This window comes from Christensenella sp. (assembly GCF_034927525.1).
Classification (GTDB): domain Bacteria; phylum Bacillota; class Clostridia; order Christensenellales; family Christensenellaceae; genus Christensenella.
In genome coordinates, this window is sequence record NZ_JAYFPU010000275.1 from 1 (window position 1) to 17,368 (window position 17,368).

The 17,368-nt window shown below is 50.0% G+C and carries 14 protein-coding genes, 1 tRNA gene and 1 rRNA gene; 10 read left to right on the top strand and 6 right to left on the bottom strand.

Annotation, left to right across the window (positions count from 1 at the left end; genetic code table 11):
• The 8 genes from VB081_RS11155 to VB081_RS11190 all read left to right on the top strand — a co-directional run.
• On the top strand, nt 1-1,011 hold a 1,011-nt coding region (locus tag VB081_RS11155; protein ID WP_323400890.1), incomplete at its 5' end, for a hydrogenase large subunit.
• Nucleotides 1,012-1,017: 6 nt separating this feature from the next.
• Nucleotides 1,018-1,404 (top strand): 4Fe-4S dicluster domain-containing protein, encoded by a 387-nt coding sequence (locus tag VB081_RS11160; protein ID WP_323400891.1) that lies wholly within the window; start codon nt 1,018-1,020, stop codon nt 1,402-1,404.
• 2 nt (nt 1,405-1,406) lie between these two features.
• A complete protein-coding gene (locus VB081_RS11165; RefSeq protein ID WP_323400892.1) occupies nt 1,407-1,748 on the top strand; it encodes a hydrogenase maturation nickel metallochaperone HypA/HybF in 342 nt (113 codons plus the stop codon).
• A 3-nt stretch (nt 1,749-1,751) separates the two neighbouring features.
• A complete protein-coding gene (gene hypF, locus VB081_RS11170) occupies nt 1,752-3,992 on the top strand; it encodes a carbamoyltransferase HypF (RefSeq protein WP_323400893.1) in 2,241 nt (746 codons plus the stop codon).
• A gap of 13 nt (nt 3,993-4,005) precedes the next feature.
• Nucleotides 4,006-4,218 carry a HypC/HybG/HupF family hydrogenase formation chaperone gene (locus VB081_RS11175; RefSeq protein WP_323400894.1) on the top strand — a complete coding sequence of 71 codons (213 nt, stop codon included), beginning with the start codon at nt 4,006-4,008 and terminating at the stop codon, nt 4,216-4,218.
• A complete protein-coding gene (gene hypD / locus VB081_RS11180; protein WP_323400895.1) occupies nt 4,215-5,258 on the top strand; it encodes a hydrogenase formation protein HypD in 1,044 nt (347 codons plus the stop codon). The genes VB081_RS11175 and hypD overlap by 4 nt, the downstream gene beginning before the upstream one ends.
• 2 nt (nt 5,259-5,260) lie before the next feature.
• Nucleotides 5,261-6,247, top strand: a complete 987-nt coding sequence (gene hypE / locus VB081_RS11185) for a hydrogenase expression/formation protein HypE (protein ID WP_323400896.1) — start codon at nt 5,261-5,263, stop codon at nt 6,245-6,247.
• A gap of 39 nt (nt 6,248-6,286) precedes the next feature.
• Nucleotides 6,287-6,910 (top strand): class I SAM-dependent DNA methyltransferase, encoded by a 624-nt coding sequence (locus VB081_RS11190; RefSeq protein WP_323400897.1) that lies wholly within the window; start codon nt 6,287-6,289, stop codon nt 6,908-6,910.
• Between the two features lie 10 nt (nt 6,911-6,920).
• On the opposite strand, the gene VB081_RS11195 is transcribed toward VB081_RS11190, so the two are convergent.
• The 3 genes from VB081_RS11195 to VB081_RS11205 all read right to left on the bottom strand — a co-directional run bounded on the left by VB081_RS11195 (nt 6,921) and on the right by VB081_RS11205 (nt 10,947).
• Nucleotides 6,921-7,064 (bottom strand): hypothetical protein, encoded by a 144-nt coding sequence (locus VB081_RS11195; RefSeq protein ID WP_323400898.1) that lies wholly within the window; start codon nt 7,062-7,064, stop codon nt 6,921-6,923.
• 148 nt (nt 7,065-7,212) lie between these two features.
• Complete coding sequence (locus tag VB081_RS11200; protein WP_323400899.1) at nt 7,213-8,349, bottom strand: FIST C-terminal domain-containing protein; 1,137 nt, start codon at nt 8,347-8,349, stop codon at nt 7,213-7,215.
• A gap of 126 nt (nt 8,350-8,475) precedes the next feature.
• Entirely contained in the window at nt 8,476-10,947 is a 2,472-nt protein-coding gene (locus VB081_RS11205; RefSeq protein ID WP_323400900.1) for an ATP-binding protein, read from the bottom strand.
• 398 nt (nt 10,948-11,345) lie between these two features.
• Here VB081_RS11205 and VB081_RS11210 point away from each other — a divergent pair, with 398 nt between their 5' ends.
• Both VB081_RS11210 and VB081_RS11215 read left to right on the top strand, forming a co-directional pair.
• Nucleotides 11,346-12,491: a Gfo/Idh/MocA family protein gene (locus VB081_RS11210; RefSeq protein WP_323400901.1), complete on the top strand. Its 1,146-nt coding sequence runs from the start codon at nt 11,346-11,348 to the stop codon at nt 12,489-12,491.
• A gap of 161 nt (nt 12,492-12,652) precedes the next feature.
• Nucleotides 12,653-16,102, top strand: coding sequence for a hypothetical protein (locus tag VB081_RS11215; RefSeq protein ID WP_323400902.1), 3,450 nt, complete (start codon nt 12,653-12,655; stop codon nt 16,100-16,102).
• A gap of 11 nt (nt 16,103-16,113) precedes the next feature.
• Here the strand turns inward: VB081_RS11215 and VB081_RS11220 are convergent, their stop codons facing one another.
• The 3 genes from VB081_RS11220 to VB081_RS11230 form a co-directional block, all read right to left on the bottom strand.
• A complete protein-coding gene (locus VB081_RS11220) occupies nt 16,114-16,668 on the bottom strand; it encodes a DUF4256 domain-containing protein (RefSeq protein WP_323400903.1) in 555 nt (184 codons plus the stop codon).
• Between the two features lie 247 nt (nt 16,669-16,915).
• Nucleotides 16,916-17,032 (bottom strand): 5S ribosomal RNA (gene rrf / locus VB081_RS11225).
• 30 nt (nt 17,033-17,062) lie between these two features.
• Nucleotides 17,063-17,137: transfer RNA gene (locus tag VB081_RS11230), tRNA-Asn, on the bottom strand.
• Between the last annotated feature and the right edge of the window lie 231 nt (nt 17,138-17,368).

The following is a 17,368-nucleotide window of genomic DNA, read 5'->3' on the forward strand; positions in this document are numbered from 1 at the left end:
CTCGTGCTAGAAGACGAAAAGGTCATAGAAGCGATCCCCTCCATCGGCTTCGTCCACAGAGGGCTTGAGAAGCTGGTAGAGAAAAAAGATTTTCAGGAATATGTATATGTAGCGGAGCGTATCTGCGGTATTTGCAGTTTCATGCACGGCATGGGCTATTGCGAATCCGTAGAGCGCATGATGGGTCTTGAGATACCCCCGCGCGCCAAATACCTACGCACCATCTGGGCGGAGATGTCCCGCGTACACAGCCACCTGCTGTGGCTTGGTCTGCTTGCCGACGCGTTCGGCTTCGAGAGCCTGTTTATGCAGTCGTGGCGCATCCGCGAAAAGATACTCGATATGTTCGAGTATTCCACAGGCGGGCGCATCATCTTTTCTGTCAACCGGATCGGCGGACAGCGCAAGGATATGGACGCAGATATGCTAAGGCAATTCCTTGCCGTATTTGACGGCATCGTGGCAGATTTAAAGCCCTTGTCGCGCGCATTCCTGGACGACTATGCCGTCGCCAGCCGCTTAAAGGACGTTGGATTCTTAACAAAGCAGCAGGCACACGATCTAGGCGCGGTCGGCCCCTTCATGCGCGCCTCCGGCATTGCACTCGATACGCGTAAGCTGGGTTACGCCGCCTACCCCGACCTCGATTTCGAACCGATCACAAGCGATATCGGCGACAGCTATGCGCGCTGCGACGTGCGTGTGCGCGAGATATACCAGGCAATAGACATCATCCGCCAGGCAGCAGCAAAAATACCGGACGGCGAGGTCAGCGTTCCTGTCAAAGGCATGCCTGAGGGCGAATATATGATGCGCGTAGAACAGCCGCGCGGCGAAGCGATCTATTACACCAAGGGCAACGGTTCCAAATTCCTCGACCGTGTACGCGTGCGTACCCCAACATTCGCAAACCTGCCGGGGATGCTCGAAACATTGAAGGGATGCCAGTTGGCGGACGTACCGATCCTGATCCTGACGATCGACCCGTGCATCAGCTGCACCGAGAGGTAACACAGTATGAACTTCATGAACTTTGCAAAAACAGTGATGCACAATTTGTTCAGCAAACCGGCGACGCGCAACTATCCCGCCACGCCCCGGCAATATCCGGAGCGTACCCGCGGACAGATCGGCATCGATATCGACGATTGTATCTTCTGCGGATTGTGTGCGCGCAAGTGTCCTACAGACGCTATTACAGTTGACAGAGCACAGAAAAACTGGGTCATCGAGCGGTTTGGGTGCATCCAGTGCGGCAGCTGTGTAGAGAGCTGTCCCAAAAAATGCCTGCACATGCTCACGCCCTATACGCAGCCCGCGGGCAAAAAATACGAAGATAGTTTTGCGCAGCCCTTCCCCACAGAAGATGCTGCGCCGCAAGAGAAACAAACGGAAGGAAAATAAAAATGCACGAATATCACGAAGCGATCCATATCATAGAGCATGCCGTAGACGAGGCAAAAGCAAAAGGGTTTACAAAGGTAACGAAAATCACTCTGGTGATCGGCGACAGTTCCGGGTTTTCCGGCGACAGCATCGCCATGCACTTTGAAGACGCCGCACAGGGTACGATATGCGAGGGAGCGGAAATTGCCGTGTCCCCCGTAAAATCCATGCTGCGCTGTCCCAACTGCCACGAGCTTTTCGTGCGTAAGCCCTTCCATTTCGAATGCCCGCACTGCGGTACAGATGGCGAGCCCAGCGAGATCGGCAAAGAAATGGCGATCGACAGCATCGAGGGAGAATAACAAATGACATTTGAGATCACGGTACTTGGCATGGTGCAGGGTATCGGATTTCGTCCGTTTGTCGCGCGGATGGCAGAAAAACTCCACATCACAGGCAGCGTGCGCAACAGCGGCGGTATCGTAAAGATCATTGCAACGGCAAATCCGGAGGCGATGGACATATTTGTCCATCGCCTTTCATCACGACCACCGTCCTTTGCGCAAATCATAAAGGTCACATGCGTTCCCCTGCCGGATCAGGCCTTTGACGGCTTTCGTATCATCGAGAGCGACGCAGATATGCGGCAAACGCCGCTTATTCCGGCCGACCTTCCCATGTGCGAAAAATGTCATGCAGAGCTTACCGATCCGCAAAACAGGCGCTACCGCTATCCATTCATCAGCTGTACTGCGTGTGGCCCGCGCTACAGCATCATTGAAGGCCTGCCGTACGACCGCGAGACGACCACCATGGCAGATTTCCCCATGTGTCCTGTGTGTACAGAGGAATATACCGGCAGCGGACGGCGGCGGCATGCCCAGACGATCTCCTGCCACGATTGCGGCCCGCAACTCATCTTATGCGCCGAAACAGATACATACGAAAAGGAAGCTGCCCTCACACGTGCGATCGATCTCTTAAACGAGGGCACCGTGTTGGCCATAAAGGGCGTCGGCGGTTACCAGTTTGCCTGCCTGCCCACAAACGAAGACGCGGTCAAAAAGCTGCGTCTGTTAAAGCAGCGCGACAAAAAGCCTTTTGCGGTAATGTTTGCGGATATCGAAACGATCCGCGATGCGTGCCATGTAAGCGCGGACGAGCAAGCGCTTCTTATGTCGCCCGCCCGTCCCATCGTGCTTCTTGATAAAACAAAAGAAATTTTTTGCGATCTAGTAAGCGGTGCCAGCCGCAAGCTGGGCGCATTTTTGCCCTATACGCCCCTGCATCAGCTCCTGACCGATGCCTGCGGCCCGCTCATCATGACGAGCGGCAATATTTCGTCGCAGCCCATCATCACGCAAGACAAGGATATGCTGTCCCTGTCGTCACCCCATCTTGACGGCGTGCTATACAATACCCGCGAAATACGCGTCCCGCTGGACGATTCCGTTGCGCGCGTCACGTGCGGCACGGTGCAATCGATACGGCGCAGCAGGGGGTATGTCCCCCTGCCTGTTTTGCTGCCAAGCGCGCTATCCTACCCTGTCCTCGCGACAGGCGGAGACCTAAAGGCCTGTTTTTGCCTTGCAGCAGGCGACCGGGCATATCTCAGCCAATATCTTGGCGACATGGAGCAATACGGCGTACAGCAAAACTACTGCGATAACTTAAATCATATGGAAGAATTGTTCCATATCGCTCCACAAAAAATCGTATGCGATATGCACCCCGTTTATCATTCCACAACCATTGCAGAAAAAATAGCGAAGGAACGGAATATCCCGCTTGTGCGCGTACAGCACCATCATGCACATATCCTGTCCGTCATGGCAGAGCACAACATTCCTGCGTGCATCGGCGTGGCTTTCGACGGCACTGGCTATGGTACGGACGGCACGGTGTGGGGCGGCGAATTTCTGTTGTGTCAGGGAAAAGCTGTGCAGCGTGCGGGATATCTCCAACCCATTGCGCTCACCGGCGGGGACAATATTGCGCAGGATGCAAGCCTGAATGCCCTGTGTCATTTACACGCCTGCAGCTTAAGCAGCGACGACAGCCATTTTGAAACAGTGGGCAGCGCGATCCGCGCACACGTCAATACCTCCCAAAGTTCAAGCATGGGACGGTTGTTCGATGCAGTGAGCGCGCTTCTTGACCTCAAATGCTATAATAGTTATGAAGGTGAATGTGCCATTGCCCTAGAAAATTGTGCGTATGAGGCACAGCAACAGGGCGTCGTTCCTTACCCGCTTCCCTTAGGGTTTGTGGAAAAGGACGGCGTGTTTGTGATAGACCGCCAGCCGCTCATCCGCGAGCTGGTGCGCGTGCGTCAGCATACAGATGTTCGCGCGCTTGCGCTTGGCTTTCATCACGCCGTCGCTGCGGTGACGCTCGAGGTCTGCCGCGCGATCCGCGTCAATACGAACGAAAAACGCGTTGCGCTTTCGGGTGGCGTATTCGCAAACGAGCTGCTTCTTAAGCAGTGTATCTCCCTGCTTGAGAAGGACGGTTTTTCAGTGTGCATCAACTCCGCTGTTCCATGTAACGACGGCGGAATATCGCTCGGGCAAGCATATTTTGCCGCTCTGAGCGAAAGACAGTAAAAGGAGAATTGCTATGTGTGTTGCCACATCCGGCAAGGTCGTTTCCATAGAAGGCACGACCGCCACAGTGGATTTTCACGGTAATCTGATCACCGCGCGCGCTGGGCTCGTAAAAATACAGCCGGGCGATTATGTTTTGGTACACGCGGGCTGCATCCTGCAAAAGCTGAAGCAGGAGGAACACGAGTCCATACAAGAGCTGTTTGCGGAGATCGAAGATCTATGACCGACATCTACGAGATCAAGCGCTTTTTAAAAGAATACGACGGGCCGCCTGTGCGCCTGATGGAGGTGTGCGGCACGCATACCGCGGCGATCGCGCGCAACGGCATCCCGGGCATGCTTTCTGAAAATGTCCAACTGGTTTCCGGTCCGGGCTGTCCCGTGTGCGTCACAGTGACAGACTACATCGACCGTTTGGTTTCGTTCGCGAAGAAACCGGGATACGCGGCCGTTTCGTTCGGCGATATGCTGCGCGTCCCCGGTACAAGAGGAAACTTGAGCGATGCACGCTCGGATGGCGGCGATATCCGCATGGTCTACTCTCCATCAGATACGCTCGCGCTTGCGCAGCACGAGCCGGATACCACGTTTGTGTTTGCCGCGGTCGGGTTCGAGACGACCACGCCCGCCTATGCCTTGCTCCTTGCGGAAGCGGAAAAACTGGAAATATCCAACATTCGTCTGCTCACCGCCCTCAAGACGATGCCCGCCGCAATCGATTGGGTGTGCCGCCAGTCCGACAGCATCGACGGTTTTTTAGCACCCGGCAACGTGAGCGTCATCACAGGCAGCGATGTGTTCAGCGCCCTGTCCCAAACATACCGCATTCCCTTTGCAGTTGCGGGATTTGAGGGCGAAAGCCTGCTCGCCGCCATCTATGCGCTGGTAAAGCGTCACGGCAGCCCCGGCGTACTCAATCTCTATCCTTGCGCTGTTACCGCACAGGGCAACCGGATGGCGCAGGATATCACCGCCAAATATTTTGAACCGTGCGACGCCGCATGGCGCGGTATGGGTACCATCCGTGCCTCCGGCATGATGCTACGCAAAACATATGCGCACTACGACGCAGGAAGTGCAGGTCTTGACCTTGACCATACCAACGCATATTGCCGCTGCGCGCAGGTGCTGATCGGCGAACTGCTCCCCTCCGGGTGTCCTTCGTTCGGCAAGGCTTGTAGTCCGCACGCCCCGCTCGGCGCCTGTATGGTGTCCGCCGAGGGCAGCTGTTATCAATATTTTATCAACCACAGAGGATACTGATTATGAAGATCACAATGGCTCACGGCAGCGGCGGACAGGAAACGTCCCGGCTGATCGATGAGATTTTTGCAAGAGCATTCAACGACCCGGTGCTTTCGCGCATGGAGGACGCCGCCGTCGTTCCCGGCGCAGGCCGCCTCGCTCTCACAACGGACAGCTTTGTTGTGGATCCGCTCTTTTTTCCGGGCGGGGATATTGGCAGACTGTGCATATGCGGTACAGTCAACGATCTGCTGATGAGCGGCGCAACCCCTAGATACCTGACGTGCGGCTTTATCTTAGAGCAGGGCGCAGATATTGAAGACCTGCAAAAAATTGCTCGTTCTATGGCAGATACCGCGCATGAGGCGGGTATTGCTATCGTAGCTGGGGATACCAAGGTCGTCGAAGGAAAGGGCAACGTGTATATCAACACTGCCGGAGTCGGTTTTGTGCCTGACGGTATCGATATCAGTGCCGCCAACTGCCGCGAAGGCGACGCTGTTTTGTTGTCGGGCAATCTGGGAGACCACCACGCAACCATCCTCAGTACGCGTATGAATATCAAAAATGATATCAAAAGCGACTGCGCCCCCTTGGGTGATATGGTACATAATCTGCTTGCCGCAAATATCAAGGTGAGGTCCCTGCGCGACGTAACGCGCGGCGGGCTTGCGACCGTACTGAACGAATTCGCGCGCGCCTCACATTGCTGTATCGAGCTCAACGAGGCAGATATCCCTGTTTCCGTTGAAGTACAATCCTTATGCGCCATATTGGGGCTCGACCCTTACACGATGGGCAATGAGGGCAAGATGATTGCCGTCGTCGCGCAAGAAGATGCCGAGAGTGCGCTCCACATCCTGCGCCATAGCAAATACGGCGAAAACGCGTATATCGTCGGAGCTGTCACACACGAAAAAAACGCCTCCGTCCTGCTCCATACGGCTTTAGGCGGTACACGCGTCCTCAGCGGGCTAACCGGCGAAGGCCTGCCGCGTATTTGCTAAAATGAACATACGTTCATTAAAAACAACATGGGAGAGAACATGCAGAATACAACTGAAATACAAAGTTTTTTTGACAGGCTTGCAGATACCTGGGATACGTACAATCAGGAGGACGGCGAAAAGCTGCGCTCTATGCTTAGTACCACAGGGCTTGTCCGGCACGCGCATATATTGGATATCGGCTGCGGGACAGGTATTCTGTTTCCCTATCTATTGGAATATGCCCCCGCGCACATCGACGCGGTAGATATCTCCGCGCGTATGGTTGAAATTGCTCAAAAAAAGAACACGGATGCGCGTATCCATGTTTACCATACCGATTTTTATGATCTTCCAAAAAGTATCACTTACGATGTTGCGGTCATCTACAACGCCTATCCTCATTTTCTCGATAAACCGCTGTTTACTGAAAAACTGTTTTCGCTTCTGGCCCCCGGCGGACGCTTTATCCTCATGCACGGCAGCGGCCGTAAGAAGATCAACGGTGTTCACCACGGGCGCAATGCGTCCGCAGTTTCCACGCCGCTACGCCCCTGCATAGAAGAAGCACAAACATTGAGCCGCTATTTTGAGATCGATACCCGTGTCGATACACAGGATTGTTATATTCTTTCGGGCACATCGCGTGAGAGTACGGACATACTTTCCGCTCATTATTTATAAAACGATCCGCTTACTTTTTTTCTTCCTTTATGTCGCCGTCCGGCCACACATAGATGATCTTGTTGCACTTTGGACAAATATACACCTTTGTCGCATTTAGCGACTTCTTCGATGTTCGTTCATACATTACTGTTTCACATTTGCTGCACTTCATGTTACATAGCCTCCAAATGTATTATATCATATTTCATGACAAAAAAAGGGCTATGTTAGCAATTTTTTAACCAAAATCAATCGTCTCGATATCATTTGATTTTTTTCCGGCTGATTATCGCCTTCCTCCACCATCATCGATCATGCAGTTAAATGGCGCAAAAAACGATCGATCCATTGTGCAGTCGGTTGCACGCCTTACCTTCTTCCACCGCCACAGGGCACAACTCCCCATAGCTATAAAAGCCGCTCAATTGGTAAGCATCCGGAACCATTTTTTTTATAACATCTCCCTCTTTCGCATATTCGGGATTCAGTATAAAATGCCGTGCCGCACACGTAATGCACAGGATAACTGCGTATTGCCTCCCTGACTTTGCTATCTTCGAGAAAAGCTCCTCCAGCCCTTGTTTAACCGTTCTCGCGATCAATTCCTTATGCAAGATCGCAAGCGAAGCTTTCGCTCCCTGCGGTATGCTCGCATATGCAACTCCGCTGCCGTCTTTCCAGTCGATACTGTCAATAATACGTATTGCAGGCTGTTTTTCGCCATTCTTCCCCTCGTCTCCGGCGCCATAAACAAGCAACGGATATTTTTGAAAAAAGATACGGCTTTCGTTCCGTTCAAATTCCCGGATATTCATTCCATAACTTTCAATATACTCGGCAAAGGACTTATCTTCCATTTCATAAATGACCGTACCATTCGCTTTTGTGACCGTCTCCTGTCTGTCAGACAACGGTTCCGCAGCGCTGGCCAGCGCAATAACAGGTTTAATATTTCCTGAGATCAAAAGGATGATCGCCCTTCCCGCATAAAAGTCACCATTGAAAACCATAGATCTTTCCGCACATCCCAAATCCGTGGGTACGCCGCCGATGATCGGTACATCGCCGGCCATTTTTGAAAACGCACCAATATATTCGTCAAATATAATATTGGTACTGCATGGCAGCCAGGTATACATAAGCCCAATATCCATTTTTGCATTTTTCTTGGTATTTGTAAAAGTTTCTTGGAGACTGTCGAGCACATTTTCGTCATTCAACGCACGCGTGACGCCCAAATGGAATTCACAATCATCCGCCGTCAGCAACGTCAGTGTTGCAACCATATCCCGATATCCGTCCTTATTGTTTACCGTCGCAATGGTTGAACATGCTATGATATCCACTCCAAGAGCGCTCCGCAAATATCCGCACAAAGCCGCTCCTTCCATCTCATAATCATAGTAAAGGATTCCAACCGTATTTTTGCACAAAGGAAGGTGTGCATTTACCTCCATAATCATTTCCTCAGCGGCAAGCTGTATATCAAAAGCCTCTGTTATAGCATAAATAGATCTCATGTTTTTTCCTTGTTCCTTTCCGTTCCCACGTCGATTCTGCCTCCCCAGTATGCCGGGCGGCGTCTAACGGGGTGGCACGTGCAAGGTCTCTTGTAACATATCGATTTCATACAGATATTGCTCCATATATTTTTCAATATACAGAAATTTTGATTGTAACACAGCAAATTCCAGCTCGCTCAGCTTTTGCAGCGCCTTTGGCTTGCCCACGCGGATCAATATACTTTTTTGCGCGCTTAATTCAGCAGCCATATCTTTCCATTTCTTTTGATCCAGTAAAATTCTCAACCGGACCGGCCATCTCAATATATCGTCTTTGAATATTTTCAAGACCAGCCGGTAAGCCTGTTCGGAATACTCCTCTTGTTCAATTGCCAAATCGATATCCGCAATCTTATTTTCGCTCCATTTTTTGAGGTTCTCCGGCTTTTCTTTGCCTGCGTCTTCCATATGCAATTTATGCTTCGGAAGACACCTGCACAGGATATCGTTCAACTCCTTCAATTGGATCGGCTTGCTGATGTATCCGTCCATACCGTTTTTCCTGAACATTTCACGCACGCCCTGCGCCGTATTGGCTGTTAACGCAATGATAGGTACTTCAGCGTTCCGCCCTCCCAATTCCCTTATTTTCATGGTAGACTCTATGCCATCCATATCCGGCATCATATGATCCATAAAGATCAAGTCATATTGTTTTTCCTCAACCATTCGTATCGCCTGTTCCCCGCTCAACACGGTTTCAATGTGCATTCCATAATTTTTCAAAATCTCTTTTGCCACCACACAGTTGATTTCATTGTCGTCCACAACCAGTACAGAAACATTGTCAGCCTTTATTTGACCCAGTGCATAATCATCGCGGTGCTCGCGTTTTTTTGCGATTTTTCCCTTGTTTACGATCTGTGCGATATCTGAAATCAAAAGCGGCTCAAACAAAATATTATCCTGCTGCTTTTTGTCTGCCGGAATATCGAAGATTCTTTTGATTGCGGTTTTATTGATTGGAACTTCCGCAATACGAGCCTCATAATCCATAGATTCCTTTTCCCAAAAAAACAAATGGGAATATATGTTTTGTTCTATACATTGCAAATATGCTTCTTCTGTCTTTGCAATATCGCACCGCACATCAACCTGGTTCAGCGTATCCGCCAACAGCTCCGCTGCATAATTGTCCCCCCAAATCAAAACATGTTTATTCTGCGGCTCTTCAATATGGGCGACGGGTGTGTCATCCGCTATTTCCTGACAAAGTTTGAATTGAAAGGTGCTTCCCTTACGATATGTGCTGGTTACAGAGATATTGCCGCCCATTTTCTGTGCGATTCCTTTGCAGATCGCCAGACCAAGCCCCGTCCCCTGTATCCCTCTGTTTTTTTTGATGTCAAGTTGTGAAAACGCATCGAACAGATAAGATATTTCTTCACGCTTGATGCCGATCCCCGTATCTTCTACTGTAAATGTAAGCTCTGCCTCATTCCTTTTCTTTTGTTGCTCTATCCGAAACAAAATACGTCCCTTTTTTGTATATTTAAGCGCATTGGACAACAGATTGATCAGCACCTGCTTGATCCGAAGATCGTTTCCCATCAGCTTTTTGGGCAACCGCGGATCGATGTGCACCACAAATTCCAGATTCTTTTCCGCCGCCCGCAACGCGATCAGGTTGATGACTTCGTTTATCATTGCAATGATTTCATATGGCTGCGAAACAGCTTCCATTTTCTGTGCGTCGATCTTGGAAAAATCCAGTACATCGTTGATAATATTCAAAAGCGTTTCCGATGCACTCAGCATATTTTTGATGTAGCCCCTTCTGTTCGGCTCCTGCTCCGAAGCATGCAAAAGGTTTCCAATGGAAATGATTGCATTCATAGGCGTTCTGATTTCATGGCTCATATTTGCCAAAAAGTCAGATTTTACCCGCACTGCGGCTTCAGCCTCTTCTTTCGCGAGAATCAACTCCGTGATATCCTGTATCAGAACCACCAGTCCCTTTATATCGCCTTTCTGGTCTATCGCCGGCGAAACGGTGATTGACAGATGCATTTCATTGCTTTTTCCAAAATTAATTTCATCCTTATATTTCAAAGACGCCTTGCTCTCCATTGCATACTGACAACTCTCCAGCGTACGCTTTGCCCACGCCCGGTCAGGGAGCATCTCCAGCAATTCCCGGGCAGGCGTCCCTTTCAATTTTCTGGGTTTTGCAAGGTTTATCCTGTTAAGTATAGATCTTTCCGTCCCTATCACATAGTTCAAATCTTTATCAAGCACAGCAAGAACATGCGGAAATGCTTCTAAGAGAAGACGGTTGTACATATATTGCCGCTCTTTTTCAGCAGCGTCAAAATCCCTTAAACGGAGCGCATTTTCATACATGATATTGATAACACGCCTGTCTTCCTTCAGCCTCTCTACCCTGCGCGCAAGCCTTTCCTGTTCCATCCTGCTTGTCTTCAGCGCTTCCTCATGCTCCCTGCATCTCGCTTCCATCTCTTTTATGTAATTCTGTTTCCTGCTATTCATCATACGCTGTCCCATCCCTGCTTCTGTCCCCATTGTCCGCAATAAAAAATACCTGACTGATACACGAAGTGTTCGTCAGGTTTCTGTTTTTTCTTTGCTTTGTCTTTTTTTGAATTGTTTTTTCACAACTTCATACTTATAAGAGGGAAACATACAAAGACCCCTAATAATGATATACGATTCAAGTTAAAAATACCATGTGCTTCCGGTTGTGTCAAGTTCTTCCAGAAGGGAGTCCTTACAGAAAGGTAGTCTGCATCCTATACAAATCAACACTTTATCATTAAAAATCATCTCAAATCTTCGCATAGCCTTGCTACAATTTAATGTTAGTCATATAATGGAGATAAATAACTATTACAAAGCACTTTGATATCGTGCATAAGGAAAGGACACTTATTATGAGAAAAATCTTCAGAGTTGGTATCGCCGGAACGGGTTTTATCGGCAAAGTTCATATCGAGACACTGCGCCGTCTGGGCAACATCGATGTAGTCGCGCTCGCAGACAAGTTTATGGCGCAGGATACCGCGGAGGAATTGAATATCCCCGCGTATTTCGACGATTACAAAACCATGATCGACGAAATGCAGCTGGATGCGATCCATATCTGCACGCCCAACAACACGCATTTTGAGATCGCCATGTACGCGCTTGATCACGGGGTGAACGTACTGAGTGAAAAGCCCATGACCACAAGCATCGAAGACGCGCGTACGCTTGTAGCGAAGGCCAAGGAAACAGGCCTTGTAAACGCGATCAACTTCCATAACCGTTTCTATCCCATGACCAATCACCTGAAAAACCTCGTGGAAGACGGTTATCTGGGCGATGTCTTTTCTGTCAGCGGTTCCTATACACAGGACTGGCTGCTGTACGAGACAGATTACAGCTGGCGCCTAAGCTCCAAGGATTCGGGAAATACCCGCGTCATTGCCGACATCGGCTCGCATTGGATGGACTTAGTGGAATTTATGAGCGGACAGAAGATCACCTCCGTGTGCGCAGATTTCTCCACCATCCACAAAACAAGAAAGAAGCCCAAGAAAACAGTGCTCGCCTTTTCGACGGAAAAATTTTCTGCTGACGATTATGAAGATGTTCCCATCGATACAGAGGACAACGCAAGCGTCATGTTCCGTTTTTCCAACGGCGCAAAAGGCAGCGCCTTTTTCTCGCAGGTCATTGCGGGCAAATCGGTCGCGATCGACGTACTGCTGGGCGGATACAAAAAATCAGCCGAATGGCACAGCGAGGAATGCAATAACCTGTGGATCGGCAACCGTGACGGCGCAAAAGAGTTTCTGGAGAAAGGCCCTGCGACCATCCACCCAAGGAGCGCGGACAAAGTCGCTTATCCCCTGGGGCATCTGGAAGGCTTCACAGACGCGTTCAAACAGTGTTTTAAGGAAGTATACCACAGCATTGAAGATAAAAATTTCAAAGGCCAGTATGCCACCTTCGAAGATGGCCTGCACGAAATGATTCTCTGTGAGAAGATTTTCGAAAGCAATCAGAAACAGAAATGGGTCGAAATCGGGAATTGACGTTTTTCGCTTCTTTTGCCAGCCCCCTCAAAGGGCTGGCTTTTTTTGTCTCTACGCACGGAAAAAAATAGAAAACAGTGATTGCGGCGGTTGGAACGGGGTAAAAATAATTAACTTTTAATATTTGCTTTGTCCGATATAGTATTAAGGCGGTGAGGGTCATGAAAAAACATGTAAAGATATTATATCTGTGTCTGGCGTTTTCCTTTGCTCTTGGCATTGTACCCTTCTATGGCCTCGCACAAGATGCCGGACAGCCTCTATCCTCCCCGTCGATCGAAATAGAACAGACAGAAACCGCGATCCCTGTGTCAACAGAATCGTCTATTCCGGCTGAACCACCGTCAGGCGCCTCACCATTTCCTTCTGCTTCTGTTGAGCCGAGTTCATCCGTCCTGCCCGCATCCGAACCACTGCCGGAGGCATCACAATCCTCTGAACCATCCGCAATCGCTTCTCCTCAGGCAACGGTAGACGATTCCATTGTACCGATTGTACTGCCGACAGAGCAAAGCGTTACTCCTCTGGAAGAAACACCGCCTACAGCGCCTACCCTTCTCGACATTTCGCAGGCAAGTATTGAGATCACTCAGACAGGAGCGACAGGTGTAAATACGGAAGGAATTTCCATTGCAGAGACCGCGCTCAATCCGTTTGGCTATATCATAACCGGCTCGACCGGTAATCATCAGGTCATCATCCGGGCAACCAGTTCTGTTACTTTACAGAATGCGAACATTTCGCCTGACGTCTCACAAAACACTTATGCTATGCAAATTGCAGACGGCGCTTCTGTTTCTGTGACGCTGGAAGGCTCAAATACCCTGAAAAGCGGAGACGCATATGCAGGTCTCGACGTCGATGCAGCCACAGTCACGATCGGCGGAAGCGGTTCTCTTAAGGCAAGCGGCGGCGAAGGCCACTATGTCTCCAATGGCGATATGTCTATCCAATCCGGCTCAGGCGGCGCAGGGATCGGCGGCAGAGGAACAAGTACGGTCAACATTACCGGCGGAACGATCTATGCTTATGGGCAACGCGGCGGCGCTGGTATTGGCGGAAACGGTGCGCCGGCAAATAACGGAGGCGCAACCACAGGCTGCGGCGCTGGTACTGTAAACATCAGCGGCGGAATGATATACGCCAACGGCGGTGACGGCGCAAGCCCGGGCGCTTGGGGCGGTTCATCCGGCGGTGCGGGCATCGGCAGCGGTTATAATGGTTCTAAGGCCGGGAACCAGATTACGCTTACAGGCGGACATATCTCCGCTTCCGGCGGCGGACGTTCGGACGCGATCGGCGGCGGCAGCGTATCGATCACAAACGCTGATATTTTGGCTTACGCGGGGTCGGAGGCCTCTGCTATATTCGGCAATCTTTCTATTGCGGCATCTGCTTCCATCGAAGGCTATTCAGACGGTACGAAATTCCCTGTCTTCGACCAGAATACTTCTGAAGGCTCTGCTGTTTTAGCACCCATGCTTAATATCATCTTAAAGGAACGGACAAGCCTCGCAGCTCTATTGAATGTCGTCCTTACGCCGGACACAGGCAATGCAGTTTCTCTGACAATGCCCGCAGGTGCAAAGGGTTTTGTAAAAACAGTGAACAGCGGTACATGGAAGATCAGTGCAGGAAATGTTGCGCAAGCCCCGCAAGCCGATCCGTACTCCAACCTCTTTACGACAAACTACGCAAGGATCACAACAGTACCGTATGTCGATCCTCTGACGCTGAAAGACGTTGTTTTTGTGCGGGATGACGGCAGCGACGCAAACGACGGCTCAACTGCACAGACGGCATTCCAAACGCTTGAGAAAGCTTATGTAGCATTAAAGCCGGGCGGAACGATCGTAGTATGCGGGAAAATGAATATCAGCGTGTTTGCGTGGAGCCTCAATAAGGTATTCACAAAGCCGTCGACTGTGACAAGCGTGTATGCGGGCGTGGATTATAAGCAGACAAACGACGCACAGTTTTGGGGAACGGGCAGCCCTATCATGATGAGCGCAGACACGACGTTCCAAAATATTTACCTCAACAACGGGAACTGCGGTTACTACGCAAACGGATATCATCTGACGATGGGCGCAGGCGTGACCACCGGCTTTACGACAAGCCCATGGGGAGACCTTTACCCGTCTGTATACGGCGGCTGCCACAGTGATTTCAGCGCGAACGCCAACCAAAGTGGCGTCGCGGTGATCAATGTTGCCGGAGGCACGTTTAGCTATGCGGCCGGAGGCTATTATATCGAAAAAGGCGGCGAACAGCTTTTCGTCACGGGAACGGATACGGTGATCAACAATCTCTGGGCATTTGATAAAATAACCGTGGGCAGTAACACCATTCCTGCCTATTTCAAAATAACGGAAGGCGGGATCGACCCCGCGGGTGTAAAAGATATCGAGGTCAAGGATGGTAGCACGATTGAATTTACCGCACCCGTTTTGAGCGATACGTCCGCACCCATCACAAGAAACTTGATCGGCGGCGGTACGCTAAAACTGCCCTCTGGTTCGGTATTGGAGATTCCCGGGATGGTATCAAATACAACAACGCTTAATCTAAGCGGTTATGCAACGCTGGCGCCCGGAACTTTCGTCGCCAGTGCAGATAAAGATTCCACCGGAACATTTGTACTGCCCGACAATACAGAGCGCAAACTGGAAAAAAAGATAGAGAACGACAAAGCCGTTTGGCGGATCGTGCAGGGAGGCCCAACGCCGACTCCAAGCCCGACTCCTACGTCAAGCCCGACCACGTCGCCGAGTCCTACGCCTACGTCAACGACGAGCGGCACACCGTCTCCCACAGCGTCCTCTACGCCGATACCTACACCCACATCCGCACCCAACCCGAATGCAGGTGAAATCATCGTGGATATCGACATACCTTCTGTACCGGGCGGCAGCGTCAATATCGAGGTTCCTGTGGAATCGGTGATAAATGCAATCGCTAGTGGAAGCAAATCTGTTTGTACGGATATTCATGTACCGCACGACATGACGCAGCACATTGCCTCGATCAGAGTACCGCAGGCAATTTTTGAAGCAGCTCGGCAGAACAATACCGAAGTCTGCTTCCGCATATTCGATACACAAACGCAAAAATTGCTGTACAGGTGGGATTTCATGGAAATTACACAAGCCGCTTCGGATGTCGATGTTGCCCTCGATATCGAACCAATCGAAAAAGTGCCGGACATTGATCCAGCCCTTGCGCCGGGGTCGCTTGTGATCTCAACGCGGCATGAAGGAACGCTACCGGGGATGGCTATGCTCACCTTGTATGTCGGAGACAAATACAAGCCGGGCGATATCCTGAATTTCTATTATTATGATAACGGAACGTTAGATCCCGTCAGTGCCGGTCTTGTCGTAGACGTGGAAGGTCATGTGAGGGTAAGTCTTTCGCATTGCTGCAAGTATGTGTTGCAGTCAGAACAAAAGACGGCTGCGGCAGGCGTTAAGACATCCGTCGGTTCAAACGACAACACAGCACCCAAAACATCTGATACAAAGCCCCTGTTACCCTTCGTTCTCTTAGGCGTCATATCAGCTGTAACAATCTGTGTCGCAGGCCACCACCGCAAAAAAAGTCAAAGATGAGGCATAACGAGCTATACCTTCAGCATTCCTCGAAATCCCCGCACAGCATAATAGGATTCTGCGCCGTTGTGATAAACAAAAACATGATCATAGCGCCTGTCGCAGAAAAGAGCGCCGCCGCGTTTCCTGATCTCATCCGGCGTTGCGATCCAGCTTGATGTTTTTGTATCGAACTCTCCCAGTTTCTGCAATTTCTGATAGCATTCTTCTGTCAAAAGCTCAATGCCCATAAACAACGCCATATCGACGGCGCTGTTTTGCGGCTTATTCTTTTTTCTCGACTCCAGCGCCGCATGGTCGTAGCAAAGGTTTCTGCGGCCAGCAGGACTCTCGCTTGAACAATCGTAAAACGTATAGGTATGCGTTTCCTTATCATAGGAAACGACATCCGGCGCACCACCGGATGTCTCCATTTCATTCAACGACCACAATTTATGGGCATCTGCTTCCAGTTTTTTCTGCACCCCTGCCCATTCAATCCCCTGGTGCCTGCTGTTGTTTTCCTCAAAGCGTACTTTTAAAATATTGAGCAGCTTTTTTCCCTGCTCCGCCGATAAAATATTCATATTGGTCTCCAATGCCAGTATCTCCTGGCCAGTTGGTATTGTTGGTGCAGTCCTACTGCTGAAAACAAGGCGATCCAGGTTGGTACAGTTCTGGAAAGCTTGCAATCCAATCGTCGTATAAACTGAAAAAATTATAAAATGATAGCTATATATAAACACATAATATAATAAGGTTATATTAAAATAAAATATTAGATAAAAAAGAGCCTGCAATCTTTACAAATTGTAGGCTCTTTTTTTAATTAGAATCCGGCAACTACCTATCCTCCCACACCGTTACCAGTGCAGTACTTTCGGCGTATATGGGCTTAACTTCTGTGTTCGGAATGGGAACAGGTGGATCCCCATAGCTATCGCCACCGGAAATTATATATGAGGTTATAAATCCTCACATTGGCTCCCCAGGCTGGGTTTGAATCAGCGACCCTTCGGTTAACAGCCGAATGCTCTACCGCTGAGCTACTGAGGAATATAAACTTGTTAAGGTGCCGCACGCTAAGGCTCTGCGCGCATTCGTTATGGACTCGCCTCGCCTTACGGCTTGCTCATCTCATACTCACAGCGAAGCACACTCAAAACTGTATAGTAGTAGCAGACAAAGGAATGTCTTAAGAAATTTAGACTGTTGTAATCAACTCTCGTTGATCAAGCCCTCGACCTATTAGTATCGGTCAGCTTAATACATTACTGCACTTACACC